The organism is Salininema proteolyticum (assembly GCF_042685645.1).
GTDB lineage: Bacteria > Actinomycetota > Actinomycetes > Mycobacteriales > Micromonosporaceae > Salininema > Salininema proteolyticum.
Map to the genome: position 1 here is coordinate 116,505 of NZ_JBHUNX010000001.1, position 14,346 is coordinate 130,850.

Genomic DNA, 14,346 nt, shown 5'->3' on the forward strand with positions numbered 1-14,346 from the left:
ACAGACTGCCGAAGTCCGCCCGCAGTGGACATGGTGAACGGAAGGATCAGATCGTGGGGTCGGACGAGGGCATGGTGGCTCTCCGACTCGGGAGGGATGCTTCGGTCTGGCGGCTCTTGCCGCCGGGTGCGGTGTGTCGGTAGGGCCGGGCCCGGGGGGGCTATACCCGGCCGGCTCCTAGGACGTCGCGTCCGCGGCTGGCATGTGGTGGTCTTCCGTTTCCCGCGAGGGGATCACAGGATGACTTGAGACAAAATCGTCGGCCGATTCGGCGCCGGCGTCGGCCTCGAGATCGCAGTGGCCGCCATGGCCGCGCAGCATCTTCAGCTCGGGGATGTGGTTGTAGAGCGTACCGGGGCTGACCCCTAGCAGCGCCGCGATCGACCGAACCGAGTACTCGGGGTTCGGCAGCAGTTCGCGCGCCTTGGCGAGCATGTCCTCGTCGACCACTGTGGGGCGTCCGCCCGTGCGCCCTTGGGCGCGTGCGGCTGCGAGCCCGTTGCGGGTGGTCTCGCTGGCGACGACACTGGTGAAGTCGGCCAGGACGGCGAAGAGGCCGCAGACGGCCGCACCGCCGGGCGCGCAGGTGCTGATCGACTCCCGCAGCGAGGCGAAGCCGACGCCTTTGACATAGAGGCGGTTGACGAGTTGTACAAGGTCGTGGAGGCTGCGGCCGAACCGCTCCAGCCCGGTGACGATGACGAGGTCGCCGGCCTGGACGAGACCGAGGAGGTTGCGGAGGGCGGGCCGGTCCGCGTTGTCCGAGGAGACGGAGTCGCAGAAGACCTTGCGACAGCTCGCTTCTCGCAGTGCGGAGACTTCATTTTCGGCGTCGGCGTTCATGTCCGAGACGAGTGCGTATCCGAAGGCGGACCGCAGGAACCGTGGAGCCGCGGACACGGGCATGGCATTGGGTGGGTAATCGGAGTTCACGCGAACAGAGTAACAGGACTTGTCAATGTGGCCCCATGTCGAAGTATGGACCCGTCCAGGGAGCGTTCCCATAGACGGTGTTCCGAGCTCTGTCAATTGTTGAACACGTTCTTGAACGCCTCAGTAATCAACTCCATTATGGATTATGGGACAGAAAATGACCGTTTATTGAACACGGGTCAAGAACTGACTTTCGCGTCAGTTAGTCATGTGAAACAGCAGGTCAAAAGACCGAGTTAGGGCATGTGTTCGATATAGAGTCATTTGTTCTAGGTCTCCGTGAATTCATCAATTATTCAAAGTTATACAAATGTAATCATTTATGAATAGAAATGATATCCACCCTGCTTTACTGTCATAAATGCAAGTCGCTCGTGCTCATATGAAGCACTGCTTATGAAAGGAAGAGACTGGCATGTCAGATGTTATGACTCTTGCGGGAGTCAAGGCGGCCACCGCCGGCCACTCCATGATCGACACGATGAAGCGCAAGATCGACAGTGCGCTGGTGCGTTACGACGGTTGGTTCCTCGTGCTCATCGCCGTCATCCTCGCCCTGGGCGCCACCCTCCTCGCCGGGATGGCCGTCTGGTGCCTGGTGAACGAGAAGGGCCGCTTCAGCGGAAACTTCCGGTTCGCGAACGGCGGCTTCTACGTGGAGATGGAGTGCATCCGGTAACGGGATGCACCCCAACCTGTTAACACGGCGAAGTGTTGAACGAGCGGGTTCGCCCGGCCCCGGGCGGATCCGCTCCTCCGATCATAGCCGATCCCCGGCCGAAGAGGAACTTTCAGAACAGTGAACGACCTTGAGATAACCGACCTGACCTACTCCTACACCGGGACCGTGAGGTCACTCGACCGCGTGAGCATGTCGGTGGAGGCGGGAAGCATCGTCGGGTTCATGGGGCCCAACGGCTCCGGGAAGTCGACCCTTATCAAGAACGTGTTCGACCTGCTGCGGTCGCAGTCGGGGTCCATCACGATCAACGGCAGCCCCCACGGGACTCCGGACGCCAAGGACAGCGCCATCTACCTGTCCAGCAACGACTACCTGCCCGAGTTCCTCACGGCCGCGGAGTACCTGGCCATGATCGGCAGGTTCTACGGCATGACCGTCGACGAGGGCGCCGCGCGCGACCTGTTCCGGCGCTTCTCCATGGAGGGCCGCTACGACGACCTCATCGAGGACTACTCCCACGGAATGCGCAAGAAGACGCAGCTGGTCGCGGCGCTGCTGGCGCGCCGTCGGCTGACGGTCATCGACGAGACCCTCAACGGCATCGACATCGAGGCGATGCACTTGGCGGAGAAGGAGTTGGCAGGCCTGCGCGACGAGGGGCTGTCGGTGCTGCTCTGCACCCACGACTTCCCCGTCCTCGAAAGGCTGGCCGACCGGGTCGTGTTCCTCGACTACGGGTCCGTCGTCTACGACGCCCCCACCGGCGAGCTCGTCGAGGAGCACGGGTCGCTGGAGCGCATGGTGTACGACTACATAGGATCGGACGACCGATGAGACTGCGCCTCGGCCGATCGATGCACCTGGCGGCCCTGCTCCTCCTGTTCTTCCGCCGGCGGGTGCTGCGCGTGGGCCTGTTCCGCGCCCGCACGGCCCGGGTGGCCGCCGGCCTCCTCGGCCTCGTCCTGTTCGGCGTGCTGTGCTCGGCGGCCTACCTCTTCCTCGAACCGCTCTCTCTGTCGACCGGCGAGTGGGACCTGCTCTTCGACATCAGCACCACCTCCCTCGTCCTCTGGGTCATGGGCGCCTTCCTCGTCGTCAAGGTCCTGTTCATCAACGCCGAGGGCATGTTGGAGCTGTCGTACCAGCTGCCCGTCACCAATCGCGAGCGCGCGGTCGCCCTGCTGCTGTACGAAGCGGCCATCACCGGGGCGGTCGCCGCGGTCGGCTTCGCGGCCCTCTCGGTCACGTCCCTTGTGATCCTCGGTGTCGGCGCGGTGCCCTATATCCTGACCACCCTGGTCTTCCCCGCGGCCATCGTGTATCTGACGCTGAGCGTCCTGTACCAGGTCTCGGTGCGCCTTCTGGGGACGGTCGGTCTGGGGAGCGTGGCCAACCTCCTCACTGTGCTCCTCCTGTTCATCGGGCTCGCCTACTACTCGTCGACCATCGAGGACACCGTCTTCGGCATCACCGACGCCTATCTGGACGGTGCGGGTGCCTTCCACTGGCAGAACACGATTCACCGGCTGTGGGACGCGAGCCCCGTCCTGGCGCTGGCCGCCTCGCTGGTCGCGATGGCCGTCCTCGCCGCCGCCGCGATGGCCTTGACTCCGGCCCACTATGTCCGCCAGTCGCGGTTCTTGAAGTTGTTCAGCGGGCCTCAAGCGCGACTCGTGCTTCACCCCTACGACTACTGCTTGATTCGCAATACGCAGACGACCGTCTCGGCCATCGTCGCGACCGTCCTGTTCGTCTACTTCCTCCTCGGCGGAAGCATCAATCCGATGTGGAGCCTTCCCGTCCTGGCGATGGCCGGGCTGTACCACTACTCGGGCACCGACGTGATCAGGTCGCTCCCCACCTGCACGGACTCCCCGGTGGTCACCTATGCGCGCCTTCTTAAAGGCCAGTTGGTGCTCCTGACGGCGTTCGCGATTCCGCAGGCGGGCATCGCGGCCCTCGTCGACCCCTTCGCTCTCGACGGAACCGGCACGGTGTTGCTGTCCGCCTTCGCCGGCGTCGTCATCACCACCTGGGTCTCGGTCGTGTTCCCTTCGGAGAAGAACAATCCGTTCTCGATATTCCTCGGGGTCGCCTGTGCGGCGGCCATGTTCGGCCTCATCGCCGTCGGCCTGGGGATGCTGAAGCTCCCGGCCCCGGTGACCTGGGGAGTGCTGGCCTTCTGCGCGGCCCTGGTCGTCGCCCACACCATCGTCGAAATCCACACCAATGAATCTCGGAGAAGAAATGAGCAAGATCAAGACCGTCGTCATATCCCTGATGGGCTCGTTGATGGTCACGGCCGTCATCACCGTCGTGGCCCTGCTGGGGCTCATGTTCTCGACCGATCCTGACGAGCCCGTCCGCGAGACCGCCCTGTTCGGGTCGCTCTTCTTCGAGGTGACCGAGGTTTCCGGCGACACCACCAAGGCGAACCTGGGCGTGGACAGCGTCGTTCCGCTGGTGGTCCTGTTCCTCGTCATCGGTTTGATCTTGACGATGTTCCAGCTTGTGTACCGCGTGCTGAAGGCGCGGCGTGCTTTTCTGCTGGCCCAGCAGAATGAGTAAGGCCAGCACGCTCCCGCGGTCCGAGGCGAGTGTCGTGCGGACGGCGCTGGCCGTGGTCTTCCAGGTGTGGCCGGTTCTGGTGTTCCTGGCCCTGATCCTGGGAGCGGCACTCGCCTGGGCCGCGGCGACGGGGGACACCTCCCAGCTGCCGCTGGCCTGGGGGATCGCGTTGACGGGTTTCATCGGCCTGGCCGGATCGTTCGCGCTGCACGAGGCGACCCATACGGCGGTCCTGAAGCGCGTTCCGACCGTTTCCGCGATCACGTTGGCGCGGACCATGCTCCGGGTCTCCGTGGTTCCGCACGGGTACATGACCGGGCGGCAGGCGGCCTTGGCGGCGGTGGCCGGTCCGGGCGCGTGCGTCGTGGTCGGAGCGGTCCTCGCGGCGTCGCCGAGCACCCGCTACCTCTCGTGGTGGTTCCTGGGGCATGGAGTCTTCCTGCTTCCCGTCTTCGGCGACGGAATGGCGCTTCTCAAGGGCCTGTTGTCGTGGCGGCGCCCGATCGACCTCGGACAGCCCGGATGATCCCGCGCGAATGAGGACGCTCGCCCACGCGGACGCTTCGCGAGTACGCGTCCTGTTCAGAGCGGTCTCCTAAGCGAGTCGCCGCGGGATCCGACAGTCGCTCGCCAGTGCGGAGTCGCAGCCGGGCGGCCGTTGCTCTGAACGGAGGTCGAGTCTCGCCAGGCGTGGCGAGAATGCGGAACGGCGGCGCCAAGAGGCGGCTTGAACAGGTTGAACGCAATGTCAGCGGCGGTGTCAGCGCAATGTCAGGGCTGTGAAAGCAGGGCCGCCGATAGTTGGGGGCATGACGAAGAACAGCGAATTCCCGAAAAGCCCGGCCCTGAACGACTCGACCTGGACCGGCATGGTGCCGGTCGACGACACCGCGCTGGCCGCCACGGACACCGGCGGCGACGGCATTCCGATCATCTACTGCAACGGCCAGTTCGCGACCCAGGGGTACTGGAAGCGGGTCATCGCCGAGCTGGGCCCCGAGTTTCGCCACATCACCTTCGACGAGCGGGGACGCGGCAAGCTCTCCCAGGCCTCCTCCGACTACTCCTTCGAGGCGGCCGTTCGCGACGTCGACGCCGTTCTCGACGCCAGGGGCGTGGACAAGGCCATCGTCGTCGGCTGGTCCTACGGGGCCTTCGTCGCGGCGCACTGGGCGAGCCGAAACCCCGACCGGGCGATCGGGCTGGTTCCCGTCGACGGCGCACAGGCGCACGACTGGCTCACCGACGCCATGGAGGTGCGCATCCGTAAGCTCTTCAAGCGGCTGCGCTGGTTGACGGCGCTGCTGCGCCCCACGGGGCTGATCCCGAGGTTGAGCGCCGCGCAGCAGGCGGAGTGCAATATCGAGCTGGGAAAGGTCTCCCGCAAGGCCGCGCTCGGTCCGGTGCTGGACGGGCTCGTCGTGCCGACCCGCTACGTGCTCGCCTCCGGGGCCTCCCTCGGCAGCAAGGGCGACGAGCAGGAGAAGATCCGCGCCAGCCTCGACGAGGTCGTCGCCCGCAATCCGAACATCGAGATCCACGCCAAGGTCGCCAGCAACCACGACCACATCCTGCGCAAGGACTTCCACTCCATTGCCGAGGCCGTCCGCGTGGTCAACGCCCTCGGCCTCCAGAACCACTGAGCGCACCGTCCCTCTACCGGACGGCGTCCGTCCACTGTCACCTGGCGCTGCACAGCTTTGAGGTGAAATCGTTATGCGCCAATGACTTACCGGGAATCCAGGCGTGCTTAGAATGGCCGCGCAATACAGGCCCACGGCACTGTACGGAAATCTGAAAGAGGAGGTCCTCCGTGGCATTTAAGAGACCCGGCTCCACCGTCGGCGGAACGAGCGTCTTGACTCGGGCAGTTCTGGCCCTTGCGTCGATCGTCGCCGCCATCGGCTTCACCACCGTCGCAACTGCGGCGCCGGCGGCCGCCGCCGGCCCGTGCGGCTCGTCGTACGCACAGGTCGGACACTATCCGATCAAGTCCTCGTCCTTCGGCACGGTCGGCTACATCGATGTCTACTGGTCGTCGACGACCCAACGGAACTGCGCCGTCATGGACTCGGTCGGTGTCTCGCGAGGTTTCGCGAGGTACAAGATGGCGCTCATCTACCCCTCCTCCTCGCCTCGTGAGGCGGACATCGACGCCGGGGACTTCAAGTACTACGCCGGACCGGTCTACACCCCGAGGGGCTACAACATGTCGGGCGAGTGCATCACCGTCAAGGGCGCCGTCAAGATGCCCGACGGGTCCGCGCCCGACAGGCAATTGAGTAACGTCCACTGCGGCTGAACTCGACGCCACGAGTCCGCGTAGAGTGCGGTGCTGGATCGGGGTTCGCCGGTCCAGCACAGTGGAAACGCGCTCCAACGCCGTCTGCTGCGAATGGCGCTCCTCGTGGACAACGGAGTACCGACCGGTCGGCGCAGCTGGACACCGTGACCTTGAGGCTGTCGACCATCGACGTCGAAATCAGCTCGCGGCAGCGGAGGCATTCCCTTCTCAGCAGCATGGAGAACGGTCCTCCCGACCGGACTAAATGCATCGGTCTCCGCGTTGTACGACGTACTGACACAGCCGCGTGAGCCCTCGGTTCACCGTGAACGAGGAGGAGCCGATGAGTCTTCGCCAGTACGAGTACGCCCTGGCCGTCGCCGAACACGGCTCCGTGACGGCCGCGGCGGAGCTGTTGCACGTGGCCCAGCCGTCGATGTCCCAGCAGATCCGCAACCTGGAGCGGGAACTCGGTGTCCGATTGTTCGCCCGGACCCCGTCAGGTCTGGTGCCGACCATAGTCGGGCAGGCGTTCCTGCGGGAGGCCGAAGTCGCGGTCAACGCCTCGCGACGGGCGAAGGCGACGGCGCGGGCCGGAGCCGAGGATCTTGCGGGCGAGCTCGTCGTCTCGGTTCAAATGGGGTTCGGCACGAGACAGCTGCCGCGTGCGCTCGGCGCGCTGCGCCGGCGATTCCCGCGGCTCGAGTTCACCGTCTTCGAGGAGCCGAGCTCTGCCGAGCTGGAACGGCTGGGCCGTCGGGGCGTTCTCGACCTCGCCCTCATGGCGGCTTGCGAACAGACCCCTGACGACGCCCACAGGCTCGGGTACGAGGAGTTCGTCGTGATGCTGAGTCCGGGGCATCCGCTTCTCAACGGAGACCGGATCGACCCGCGCTCACTGGCCGGCGAGCCTTGGGTGCGGTTCGATCGTGACAGTGCGCTCGACGGGGTACTAGAGAACCTGCTGCGAGACAACGAACTGAACCTCACCACGGTCGCCCGCGTCTCTCAGACGGCGACGGCCGCGCGTTGGGCCGCCCACGGGCTCGGAGCGGCCCTGATCCCGGCTTCGGCCGTCCCGCACGGTCACGAGCAGCTCGTTCGTCCGTTGTCGCCTGGCCTGACCCATCCCGTCATCGCCGTACTCCGGTCCGACGCGGGCCCCGCCGAGACGGCGTTGCTCGACCTTCTCCGTCAAGAGACCTGGGCGGAGACCGCCTCCTTCTCCCCGATTCCCTGACCGGCGAGAAGGAGGCGGGTCCGAGAACGCACGGTGTTCCGGTCCCCGACGGCCTCAACCCATGGGGAATTCGCCGCCGTCCACGGTGAGGTTCCGCCCCGTCAGCCAGGCCGCCCGGTCGGACGCGAAGAACAGCACCGCCTGGGCGATGTCGTCGGGCAGGCCGTCGCGACCGAGCGGCACGACGGCGCCTTCGGCCGGAATCGCGTCGTTCTGACCGGTCACCTTCGCCCACTCCTTCCGTGTCTGCTCGCCGCCGGGTGAGGCCACTCGGCCGGGCGACACCGTATTTACTCGGATCCCGAACGGCGCCTGCTCCAACGCCAGGCCCCTGCTGTAGGTCTCCAATGCGGCCTTCGCCGTCACGTAATGCAGGAACTGCGGCACCTCCGGCGTGAGGGTAGCGGCGGAGGAGATGTGGACGATCGCTCCCGATCCCCGTTCCCTCATTCCCGGCAGCAGTAGCGAGTTCAACCGCACCGATGCCAGGAAGTTGAGGTCCAGCGCGTTCTGCCACTCCTCGTCCGGGATGGCCGAAGTCCCCTCGTGCGGTCGCGCTCCGCCCGCGTTGTGGACCAGGACGTCCACTCCGCCGAGCTTCTCCTTCGCGGCCGCGGCGAGGGCCTCGATTCCCGTGCGCGTCTGCACGTCCGCCTCTACGAAGGCGGCGCCGTCCGGTACTGTGCTCTTCGAAGACCTGGCGGTCGTGAGCACCTCGGCGCCCTCGTCCAGAAGTCGGCGCACGATGGCCACGCCGATACCCCGGGAGCCGCCCGTCACCAGGGCACGCTTCCCCTTGAACTCGCCCATTTCCGAACTCTTGTCTGTTGTGGTCACGCCACATGTCCTTCCCATAGCGAATCAATCGCTCGGCGGAAGACCGATCCACTTGCGCGGCAATCGATGCTGTGAAGCGTTCGCGGTCGTTCCGTCGAGGGATTCCACGGTAGGTTCGGGTAAAGACGGTGGTCAAAGACTGATTTTCAGCAAACGGCATAGGGAATTCCTATCGCCCCTGATGAAACCGATCCGTACATCCAGCAGGGCGCAAAGCAAGTGCTGACTGACACATCGACAGTGCGCTTTCTGGGAGGGGGCTCTGGCGGTCAGGTCGTACCCTGCGAAGCCATGGTGCGGTGCTTGAAGCGCGCCCGCGCCGGCGAAGATCCCACCCCTCGAGAGAAGGCCGGACCTATCCTCATGGGGTAATCGAGAGGATTCCACTCATGGTGGACGCCTCGGCTTGGCGATAGGTCGGCCGTCAGGCTCTCCTGAAGACGATGCCGACCGGGACTGGCAACACCACGCTGTGAATGTGAACCACTTGTCTGCTGAAATGACTGCCATGGACGAAGATGCGATGCTCGCCAGATTCGGCACCCGGTCAACCGGCAGCGACCTCGATGAGATCCGGAATATCCTCGCTGCTCACACCGCTCTCGAACGCCGACGTCAAGGCGCGGGCGACGTACTGGTGATGAAGCTCTGCTGCGTGCACCTCTTCAATGGCGGCGAACCGTCCGACACCCTGCTCATCTGGAGGGCGAAGAAATCCAGTTTCGACAGCGATCTCGGTATTGATGTACAACTGCTCTGTGGCCAAGGATTGGCCGAGACGGAGGTCTTTCTATCATCAGAGCGATCGAACGATGCCGCCAGAGCACTCGAGTACCTGAATCAGTGCAAGGCCGCCGGAGACTTCAACGGGTTCACCGTTGACGACGAATCGGAGATGTGGGACGCATACTACGGATTGCGAGAGTAATGGCCCCTCTTTTGCTTCACGACCTCGACACCGCAGACTTCCATTGCCACGCACAACCGGCATTCGGGTAGAAGGGCCGCCCCGATAGTTCGGGTGAGCGCGTCTTCATCAAGGAATCGGTCCGGCTCCGCGGAACGTTGCACGCCCAACCGGGTGGCGATGTGCAACGCGATCGGGACGGCCTCGATGATCGCAACCAAGCGTTTACCCGCGAGTATTATTGGAGAATGCTTGAAGGTCCCCCTCGAAAACAACCCTCCTCCAGTCGGGGTTCCCGCTGGATCACCGCCTTCATAGTGGTCGTCCTCTTTTGGCCGGTCGCGGTGTGCGCATCGCTCGAGATGATGTTGGAATCTTGGACGTTCTTCGGTGAAACACCGACGGCCGACCAGGTCGCCTCCGGAAAGATGGGCGTGACGGTGCTCTTCGTCGCGATGGCCGTCTGCCCCGCCCTGATCGCGCTGGTCGCCGGTATCGGCGGGATGAAGAAGACCGCGGCCGCCTTTGCGGTCACTGCAGCGGTGTTCGCCCTCGTAACCCTGATCGCCCTGGTCGCGACCGACCGGGGCAACGACCCGGCCCCGGAGGTCAACGAGCCCAACCCGAGTCAGTGCATTCCCCGCTCTGGCGGCATCACTGACTGCCCCGGCGGCTGAACACCCGAAGCTTGACCTTGCCGAATGAAGGCGTAACCCTCAGAACGGAATACTGTCAGGGCTCCGCCGCCGTGGTGCCGGCATCGGCTTCGAGCCCGTACCCGAACTCTAGTGTCCGGTCGAGTATTCAGAGCGCGGTCCGTTCGCATGTCCTGGTCTCGCTTGATCCTTGAAGCTCATCATTCCACTTTTTCAAGACATTAGTGCAGGTCTTCGGTCGCTTGGTTCGTCATATGCTCGCTTCCGGGACCTCTTGGGATGTCGCCCCGCGTATCCATGTGGCCAGGCGTCTGAGCATTCGCACGTCTTCTTCTTGCACCATTGCTTCTTGCACAGCTGCTTCTTGTGACGGTGTTTCTTTGGAGAGAAGCAGTCATGTCCGAGTGGTCTCTGGTGTCCCGCAGAACTCGGCCTTCACCATCGCGAAGACGGCCTCCGCCACCTCTGGGGGCGCGGACAGGCTGCGATTGGCCGTCACCGTGATCTGACGTGCGCCGTCGGAGCGGGTGAAGCTGTATGTCATGTACCCGGGGACGCCGCCGACGTGGCCCCAGACCTCTTGGCCGCAGAACTCCCCGCCCGCCAGTCCCAGACCGTATTCGAACGCGGGGAAGGCGGGGATCGTCCGTTGCATCTCCTCCAGCATCGGAGTAGTGAGCAGGTCGCCTGCCAGGAGCTTCCGATAGAACTCATTGACATCGCCGGACGTGGACACGATCGCGCCGGCGCTCCATGAGCCGGACATGTTGAACGCGGTGAGGTCGGTCAGTTCGCCGGACGTATCGCCGAGCGCCTCGTACCCGCGTAGCGCCGGGTGCGGGAACAGGGGAAAGTCTCCCGCCACATAGGTGTGGCGGAGTCCGGCGGGCCAGAGGATCCGCTGCCGCAGTTCGGCGGCGAAGCTGTCGTCGGCGAGTTCCTCGATCAGCATGCCGAGCACGATGTAGCCGGTGTCCGAGTACGAGAAATCCGTTCCCGGGGGGAATTTCAGGGGATCGTCCGTCGCCATCCCGACGAGTCGGGTCGGAGTGAAGCGCCGGAACCGCACCTCGCTCGCCGCACGGGCGTCGGGCCACAGCATGTCGGCGTAGTTGGGCAGGCCGCTTCTGTGCTGCAGGAGGTCGCGAATCGAGATGGGCTCCTCGTACGGCAGCAGGCCCGGCAGGTACCGGTCGATCGGGTCGTCGAGGCGGAGGCTTCCTTCTTCCACCATCTGCAGGACCATGGTGGCGGTGAAGCTCTTTGTGACGCTGCCGATCCGGACCAGGCCGTTGGGATCCGGTGGTGCGCCGGTTCTGATGTCGCCGACCCCGGCGGCGCCGTTCCACTCACCGTTCTCGTCGCGGACCGTGATACTGACGCCGGGCGCCCCGGCGTCGACGATCGCCTCTGCCTGGCGTTGAAGCTCCGATCGTGACGGCGGCTCCGGGGGATCCGAGGTCTCTGCGCTCGCTGGTCCGGGCATGAGGGCCAGCGCCGTGAGCGCCGCACACCCTCCAGCCATAATGGAATTGGTGATCGTCATTCCGGGCCTCCTTGCCTGAGAGTTGCTCTGCAATAACAATTCTCATCCGTCGATTCGCTCGCCACCATGCAGAGAGCACCCGAATGCCGGTGGGGTTCTCCTGACCTCGAGGTGGGGAAGTATCGGCAATCCGGAGGCCACCGCCGGTTGCATTCTCTCCGCTGAGACCACGTCTTCCATGGGGTTCGCGTATAAGATGCCGACGCCCGAGGCAACTGTCGAAAGTGAGTAGCGCGCTCCTACGGCGGTACCACGGCTTGGACGAACTCGCTCACTTTCGGCAGGTGGCGGAAGTCCTTGCCGCTCATAGTCTTGGTGGCACGGAGCGGCGCTCATGTCGCCGTGAGAAACCAGATCACCCCGACTATTGGGAGCAAATCCATGAAGGACTCAACGAAGAGAAGGGCGGTCGGAGGACTTGCCGCGGCGGCCGTCGCGGCCGTCGCCTTCACCCCAGCCAGTGCCGGGGCCGCCTGCCACGACGACGATCCGAACACGCCGCAGTTGTCGCTCAGGGAACCGGGTGGCGAGAACCGCGTGGGTAGTACGACTCTCCATCTCGTGGACGAGAACCGCGCCGACCCCTGGGTTCCTGAGGAGCGGCGCGAACTCATGACGACGCTCTGGTATCCGACCGAGGGGACTGGGGAGGCGGCTTCCTACATGACGGTGGAGGAGTCGGAGCTGTTCCTCGCGCGACAGCTCGAAGGCTCGCCTTTCGACGTACCACTCGACCTTCTAGCTGGGGTCGAGACGAACTCCGTGGCCGGCGTCGAGCCGTCCGCCGGAGAGGGAGAACTGCCTTTGGTCGTCCTGTCGCCCGGGTACTCGTTCCCCCGTGCGACGCTGGCCGGACTGGGGGAGGAGCTGGCGAGCCGTGGTTATGTCGTGGCCGCCGTCGGGCACAACTACGAGGCGCCCATCAGCTTTCCCGGCCGCACAACCGAGTGCTTGACCTGCGGGAACACCGATATCAAGCGAGTCTCCGACACCAGGGGCGAGGACCTGTCCTTCGTCTTGGACGAGTTGACCGGTGACGACGCGGTGTGGGAGCACGCCGGCGTCATCGACGAGGAGCGGGCCATGGTCGGCGGGCACTCGGTCGGCGGCTCCGGCAGCCACCGGGCCATGTCGATCGATGACCGCTTCGACGCGGGTTTCAACCTGGACGGGACGTTCTTCGGCCTGTCGCCGCAGAAGATCGACCGTCCGTTCCTACTGGTGGGCAACGATGACCAGGGGTTCGAGGACGAGGACAAGTCGCGGTACAAAGCGTGGAAGCGCCTTGACGGTTGGAAGCGCTGGCTGCGGATCGACGATACGAGCCACAGCGCGTGGACGGACCTGGCGCCGCTCAGAGAGCAGGCGGGGCTTCCGAGCGACCACCTGCCGGGCGCCTACCTCGACGAGATGGCAAGGGTCTATCTGACCGCGTTCGCCGACCGACACATGAAGGGGGAGGAGGCCCCGATCTTCGACGGTCCTAGTGAGGAGTGGCCGGAGGTCGAGTTCCACAACCCGTAAGGGAACCAGAAGGATCCCGCTCCGGCGAAGCCGGAGCGGGATTACACTCCTTGCGCGACACGGCGGTCAGTGGCGTCCGGTCAGTGATTCGGCCGAGGTGCCGGGGATTGAGCGGAGGAGAAGGACGCCGGTTCACGACTGCCGATGAAAGCCGGCAGGGCGTCCGTCCGGTTCCGTCGTCGGCGGTCGAAGTCTGCTGTTCCTCAACGGTGAAGCGCGGTGCCGGGGCATCGCAGCCGCCTCCTGTCGTCCCTCATCGTCACAGCGGCCCAGAGCTGACACGGACCGATACCGAATCGGGAGGCGTCCGGATTGAGGAGCGAGGTCTGCCAGGAAGGAGCCTGCGCCTCCGGCTTGAAGTACTCGGATTCCGACGCCACCTTGTGCTGGGCGATCCTGCGGTCGCACGAAAGGGCCGCCCGCGACGTCTTCCATGGCGACGCGTCTCGGGGTTTGCCTAACGGGCGGACTGGCCCTCGCTAGTCCGACGGGGATTCCCAGGGGAAGCCGTCCGGGTCGGAGAACGTGCCCAGATCGGAGCAGAGGGCGATCCGGTGCGATCCGCTTCCCTCCGGACTGACGCCGGCGTCCTTGGCAGCGGGCTTCCGGCCGTAGAGCGACAGCTTGACGCTCTCCTCGGAGAGTGCGAACTCGACGTATTTGCCGCCGAAGCTCTTCGCCACCTCCAGGCCGCGTTCGGTATAGAAGGCCTTGGAGGCCTTCACGTCCTCGACTCCGAGGAGGAGGACCACGTCGTCGATGTTCTGCGTGACCGGTCCGGTGTCCTTCTACTTCGAGGTGACGGCCTTCCAGACGGACCCGTCCGGGGCCCGGAACACCGCGCCATAGCCCCACAGGCTCTTCCTGGGCGGTTTCAGGGACTCGGCGCCGGCATCGAGGGCGTCGGCGAAGAGCGCGTCCACGTCGCTCGGCTGTGATACCGACAGGGAGATCGAGAATCCACGGAATCCCGAGGTCGGCTCCTGGGAGGCTCGTATCCTCATCGGGACGTCCGCTCCGAAAGCGGTGCAGAACTCCTCGGCGGCCTGCGGATCCGGGGATTCCAGAACGATGGACTCGATGGCGGTCATGATGATCCTTTCGACAAGATGTCCCAGGGACTCATCGTATGCAGGACGACCTGCCCGCACTCGTTGAATCCTGGATGA

Annotated in this window: 14 protein-coding genes and 1 pseudogene; 11 read left to right on the forward strand and 4 right to left on the reverse strand. The window is 64.8% G+C overall.

Annotated elements, in window-relative coordinates; all coding sequences use genetic code 11:
* Window positions 1-177: 177 nt before the first annotated feature.
* A complete protein-coding gene (locus ACFTE1_RS00575) occupies window positions 178-933 on the reverse strand; it encodes a recombinase family protein (RefSeq protein WP_380624672.1) in 756 nt (251 codons plus the stop codon).
* Between the two features lie 415 nt (window positions 934-1,348).
* Here ACFTE1_RS00575 and ACFTE1_RS00580 point away from each other — a divergent pair, with 415 nt between their 5' ends.
* The 8 genes from ACFTE1_RS00580 (at window position 1,349) to ACFTE1_RS00615 (ending at window position 7,707) form a co-directional block, all read left to right on the forward strand.
* Window positions 1,349-1,612 carry a hypothetical protein gene (locus tag ACFTE1_RS00580; protein ID WP_380624674.1) on the forward strand — a complete coding sequence of 88 codons (264 nt, stop codon included), beginning with the start codon at window positions 1,349-1,351 and terminating at the stop codon, window positions 1,610-1,612.
* 120 nt (window positions 1,613-1,732) lie between these two features.
* Window positions 1,733-2,449 (forward strand): ABC transporter ATP-binding protein, encoded by a 717-nt coding sequence (locus ACFTE1_RS00585; RefSeq protein ID WP_380624676.1) that lies wholly within the window; start codon window positions 1,733-1,735, stop codon window positions 2,447-2,449.
* Window positions 2,446-3,969: a hypothetical protein gene (locus tag ACFTE1_RS00590; protein WP_380624678.1), complete on the forward strand. Its 1,524-nt coding sequence runs from the start codon at window positions 2,446-2,448 to the stop codon at window positions 3,967-3,969. The genes ACFTE1_RS00585 and ACFTE1_RS00590 overlap by 4 nt, the downstream gene beginning before the upstream one ends.
* Entirely contained in the window at window positions 3,863-4,183 is a 321-nt protein-coding gene (locus tag ACFTE1_RS00595) for a hypothetical protein (protein ID WP_380624680.1), read from the forward strand. Before ACFTE1_RS00590 ends, ACFTE1_RS00595 begins: the two co-directional genes overlap by 107 nt.
* Window positions 4,176-4,709, forward strand: a complete 534-nt coding sequence (locus ACFTE1_RS00600) for a hypothetical protein (protein ID WP_380624682.1) — start codon at window positions 4,176-4,178, stop codon at window positions 4,707-4,709. Before ACFTE1_RS00595 ends, ACFTE1_RS00600 begins: the two co-directional genes overlap by 8 nt.
* A 283-nt stretch (window positions 4,710-4,992) precedes the next feature.
* Window positions 4,993-5,826 (forward strand): alpha/beta fold hydrolase, encoded by an 834-nt coding sequence (locus ACFTE1_RS00605; RefSeq protein WP_380624684.1) that lies wholly within the window; start codon window positions 4,993-4,995, stop codon window positions 5,824-5,826.
* 170 nt (window positions 5,827-5,996) lie between these two features.
* On the forward strand, window positions 5,997-6,485 hold the full coding sequence (locus tag ACFTE1_RS00610) for a hypothetical protein (protein ID WP_380624686.1): 489 nt from the start codon (window positions 5,997-5,999) through the stop codon (window positions 6,483-6,485).
* 325 nt (window positions 6,486-6,810) lie between these two features.
* Window positions 6,811-7,707, forward strand: coding sequence for a LysR family transcriptional regulator (locus ACFTE1_RS00615; protein WP_380624688.1), 897 nt, complete (start codon window positions 6,811-6,813; stop codon window positions 7,705-7,707).
* A 54-nt stretch (window positions 7,708-7,761) separates the two neighbouring features.
* On the opposite strand, the gene ACFTE1_RS00620 is transcribed toward ACFTE1_RS00615, so the two are convergent.
* The gene (locus tag ACFTE1_RS00620; RefSeq protein ID WP_380624689.1) at window positions 7,762-8,544 is read right to left on the reverse strand and encodes an oxidoreductase; all 783 of its coding nucleotides are present in this window, start codon (window positions 8,542-8,544) and stop codon (window positions 7,762-7,764) included.
* A gap of 508 nt (window positions 8,545-9,052) precedes the next feature.
* Here ACFTE1_RS00620 and ACFTE1_RS00625 point away from each other — a divergent pair.
* A complete protein-coding gene (locus ACFTE1_RS00625) occupies window positions 9,053-9,472 on the forward strand; it encodes a hypothetical protein (protein ID WP_380624691.1) in 420 nt (139 codons plus the stop codon).
* A gap of 227 nt (window positions 9,473-9,699) precedes the next feature.
* Window positions 9,700-10,128, forward strand: coding sequence for a hypothetical protein (locus ACFTE1_RS00630; RefSeq protein WP_380624693.1), 429 nt, complete (start codon window positions 9,700-9,702; stop codon window positions 10,126-10,128).
* 373 nt (window positions 10,129-10,501) lie between these two features.
* Here the strand turns inward: ACFTE1_RS00630 and ACFTE1_RS00635 are convergent, their stop codons facing one another.
* Window positions 10,502-11,653, reverse strand: coding sequence for a serine hydrolase domain-containing protein (locus tag ACFTE1_RS00635; protein WP_380624695.1), 1,152 nt, complete (start codon window positions 11,651-11,653; stop codon window positions 10,502-10,504).
* A gap of 381 nt (window positions 11,654-12,034) precedes the next feature.
* On the opposite strand from ACFTE1_RS00635, the gene ACFTE1_RS00640 reads away from it, so the two are divergent.
* Window positions 12,035-13,177 (forward strand): alpha/beta hydrolase, encoded by a 1,143-nt coding sequence (locus ACFTE1_RS00640; protein WP_380624697.1) that lies wholly within the window; start codon window positions 12,035-12,037, stop codon window positions 13,175-13,177.
* Between the two features lie 479 nt (window positions 13,178-13,656).
* On the opposite strand, the pseudogene ACFTE1_RS00645 reads toward ACFTE1_RS00640, so the two are convergent.
* A pseudogene (locus ACFTE1_RS00645) lies at window positions 13,657-14,268 on the reverse strand (glyoxalase).
* Window positions 14,269-14,346: the final 78 nt, after the last annotated feature.

Coding starts and splice junctions, on each gene's coding strand:
- ACFTE1_RS00595 (WP_380624680.1), top strand. CDS start 3,863: ATGAGCAAGATCAAGACCGTCGTCATATCCCTGATGGGCTCGTTGATG.
- ACFTE1_RS00590 (WP_380624678.1), top strand. CDS start 2,446: ATGAGACTGCGCCTCGGCCGATCGATGCACCTGGCGGCCCTGCTCCTC.
- ACFTE1_RS00600 (WP_380624682.1), top strand. CDS start 4,176: ATGAGTAAGGCCAGCACGCTCCCGCGGTCCGAGGCGAGTGTCGTGCGG.
- ACFTE1_RS00615 (WP_380624688.1), top strand. CDS start 6,811: ATGAGTCTTCGCCAGTACGAGTACGCCCTGGCCGTCGCCGAACACGGC.
- ACFTE1_RS00580 (WP_380624674.1), top strand. CDS start 1,349: ATGTCAGATGTTATGACTCTTGCGGGAGTCAAGGCGGCCACCGCCGGC.
- ACFTE1_RS00640 (WP_380624697.1), top strand. CDS start 12,035: ATGAAGGACTCAACGAAGAGAAGGGCGGTCGGAGGACTTGCCGCGGCG.
- ACFTE1_RS00635 (WP_380624695.1), bottom strand. CDS start 11,653: ATGACGATCACCAATTCCATTATGGCTGGAGGGTGTGCGGCGCTCACG.
- ACFTE1_RS00625 (WP_380624691.1), top strand. CDS start 9,053: ATGGACGAAGATGCGATGCTCGCCAGATTCGGCACCCGGTCAACCGGC.
- ACFTE1_RS00630 (WP_380624693.1), top strand. CDS start 9,700: ATGCTTGAAGGTCCCCCTCGAAAACAACCCTCCTCCAGTCGGGGTTCC.
- ACFTE1_RS00605 (WP_380624684.1), top strand. CDS start 4,993: ATGACGAAGAACAGCGAATTCCCGAAAAGCCCGGCCCTGAACGACTCG.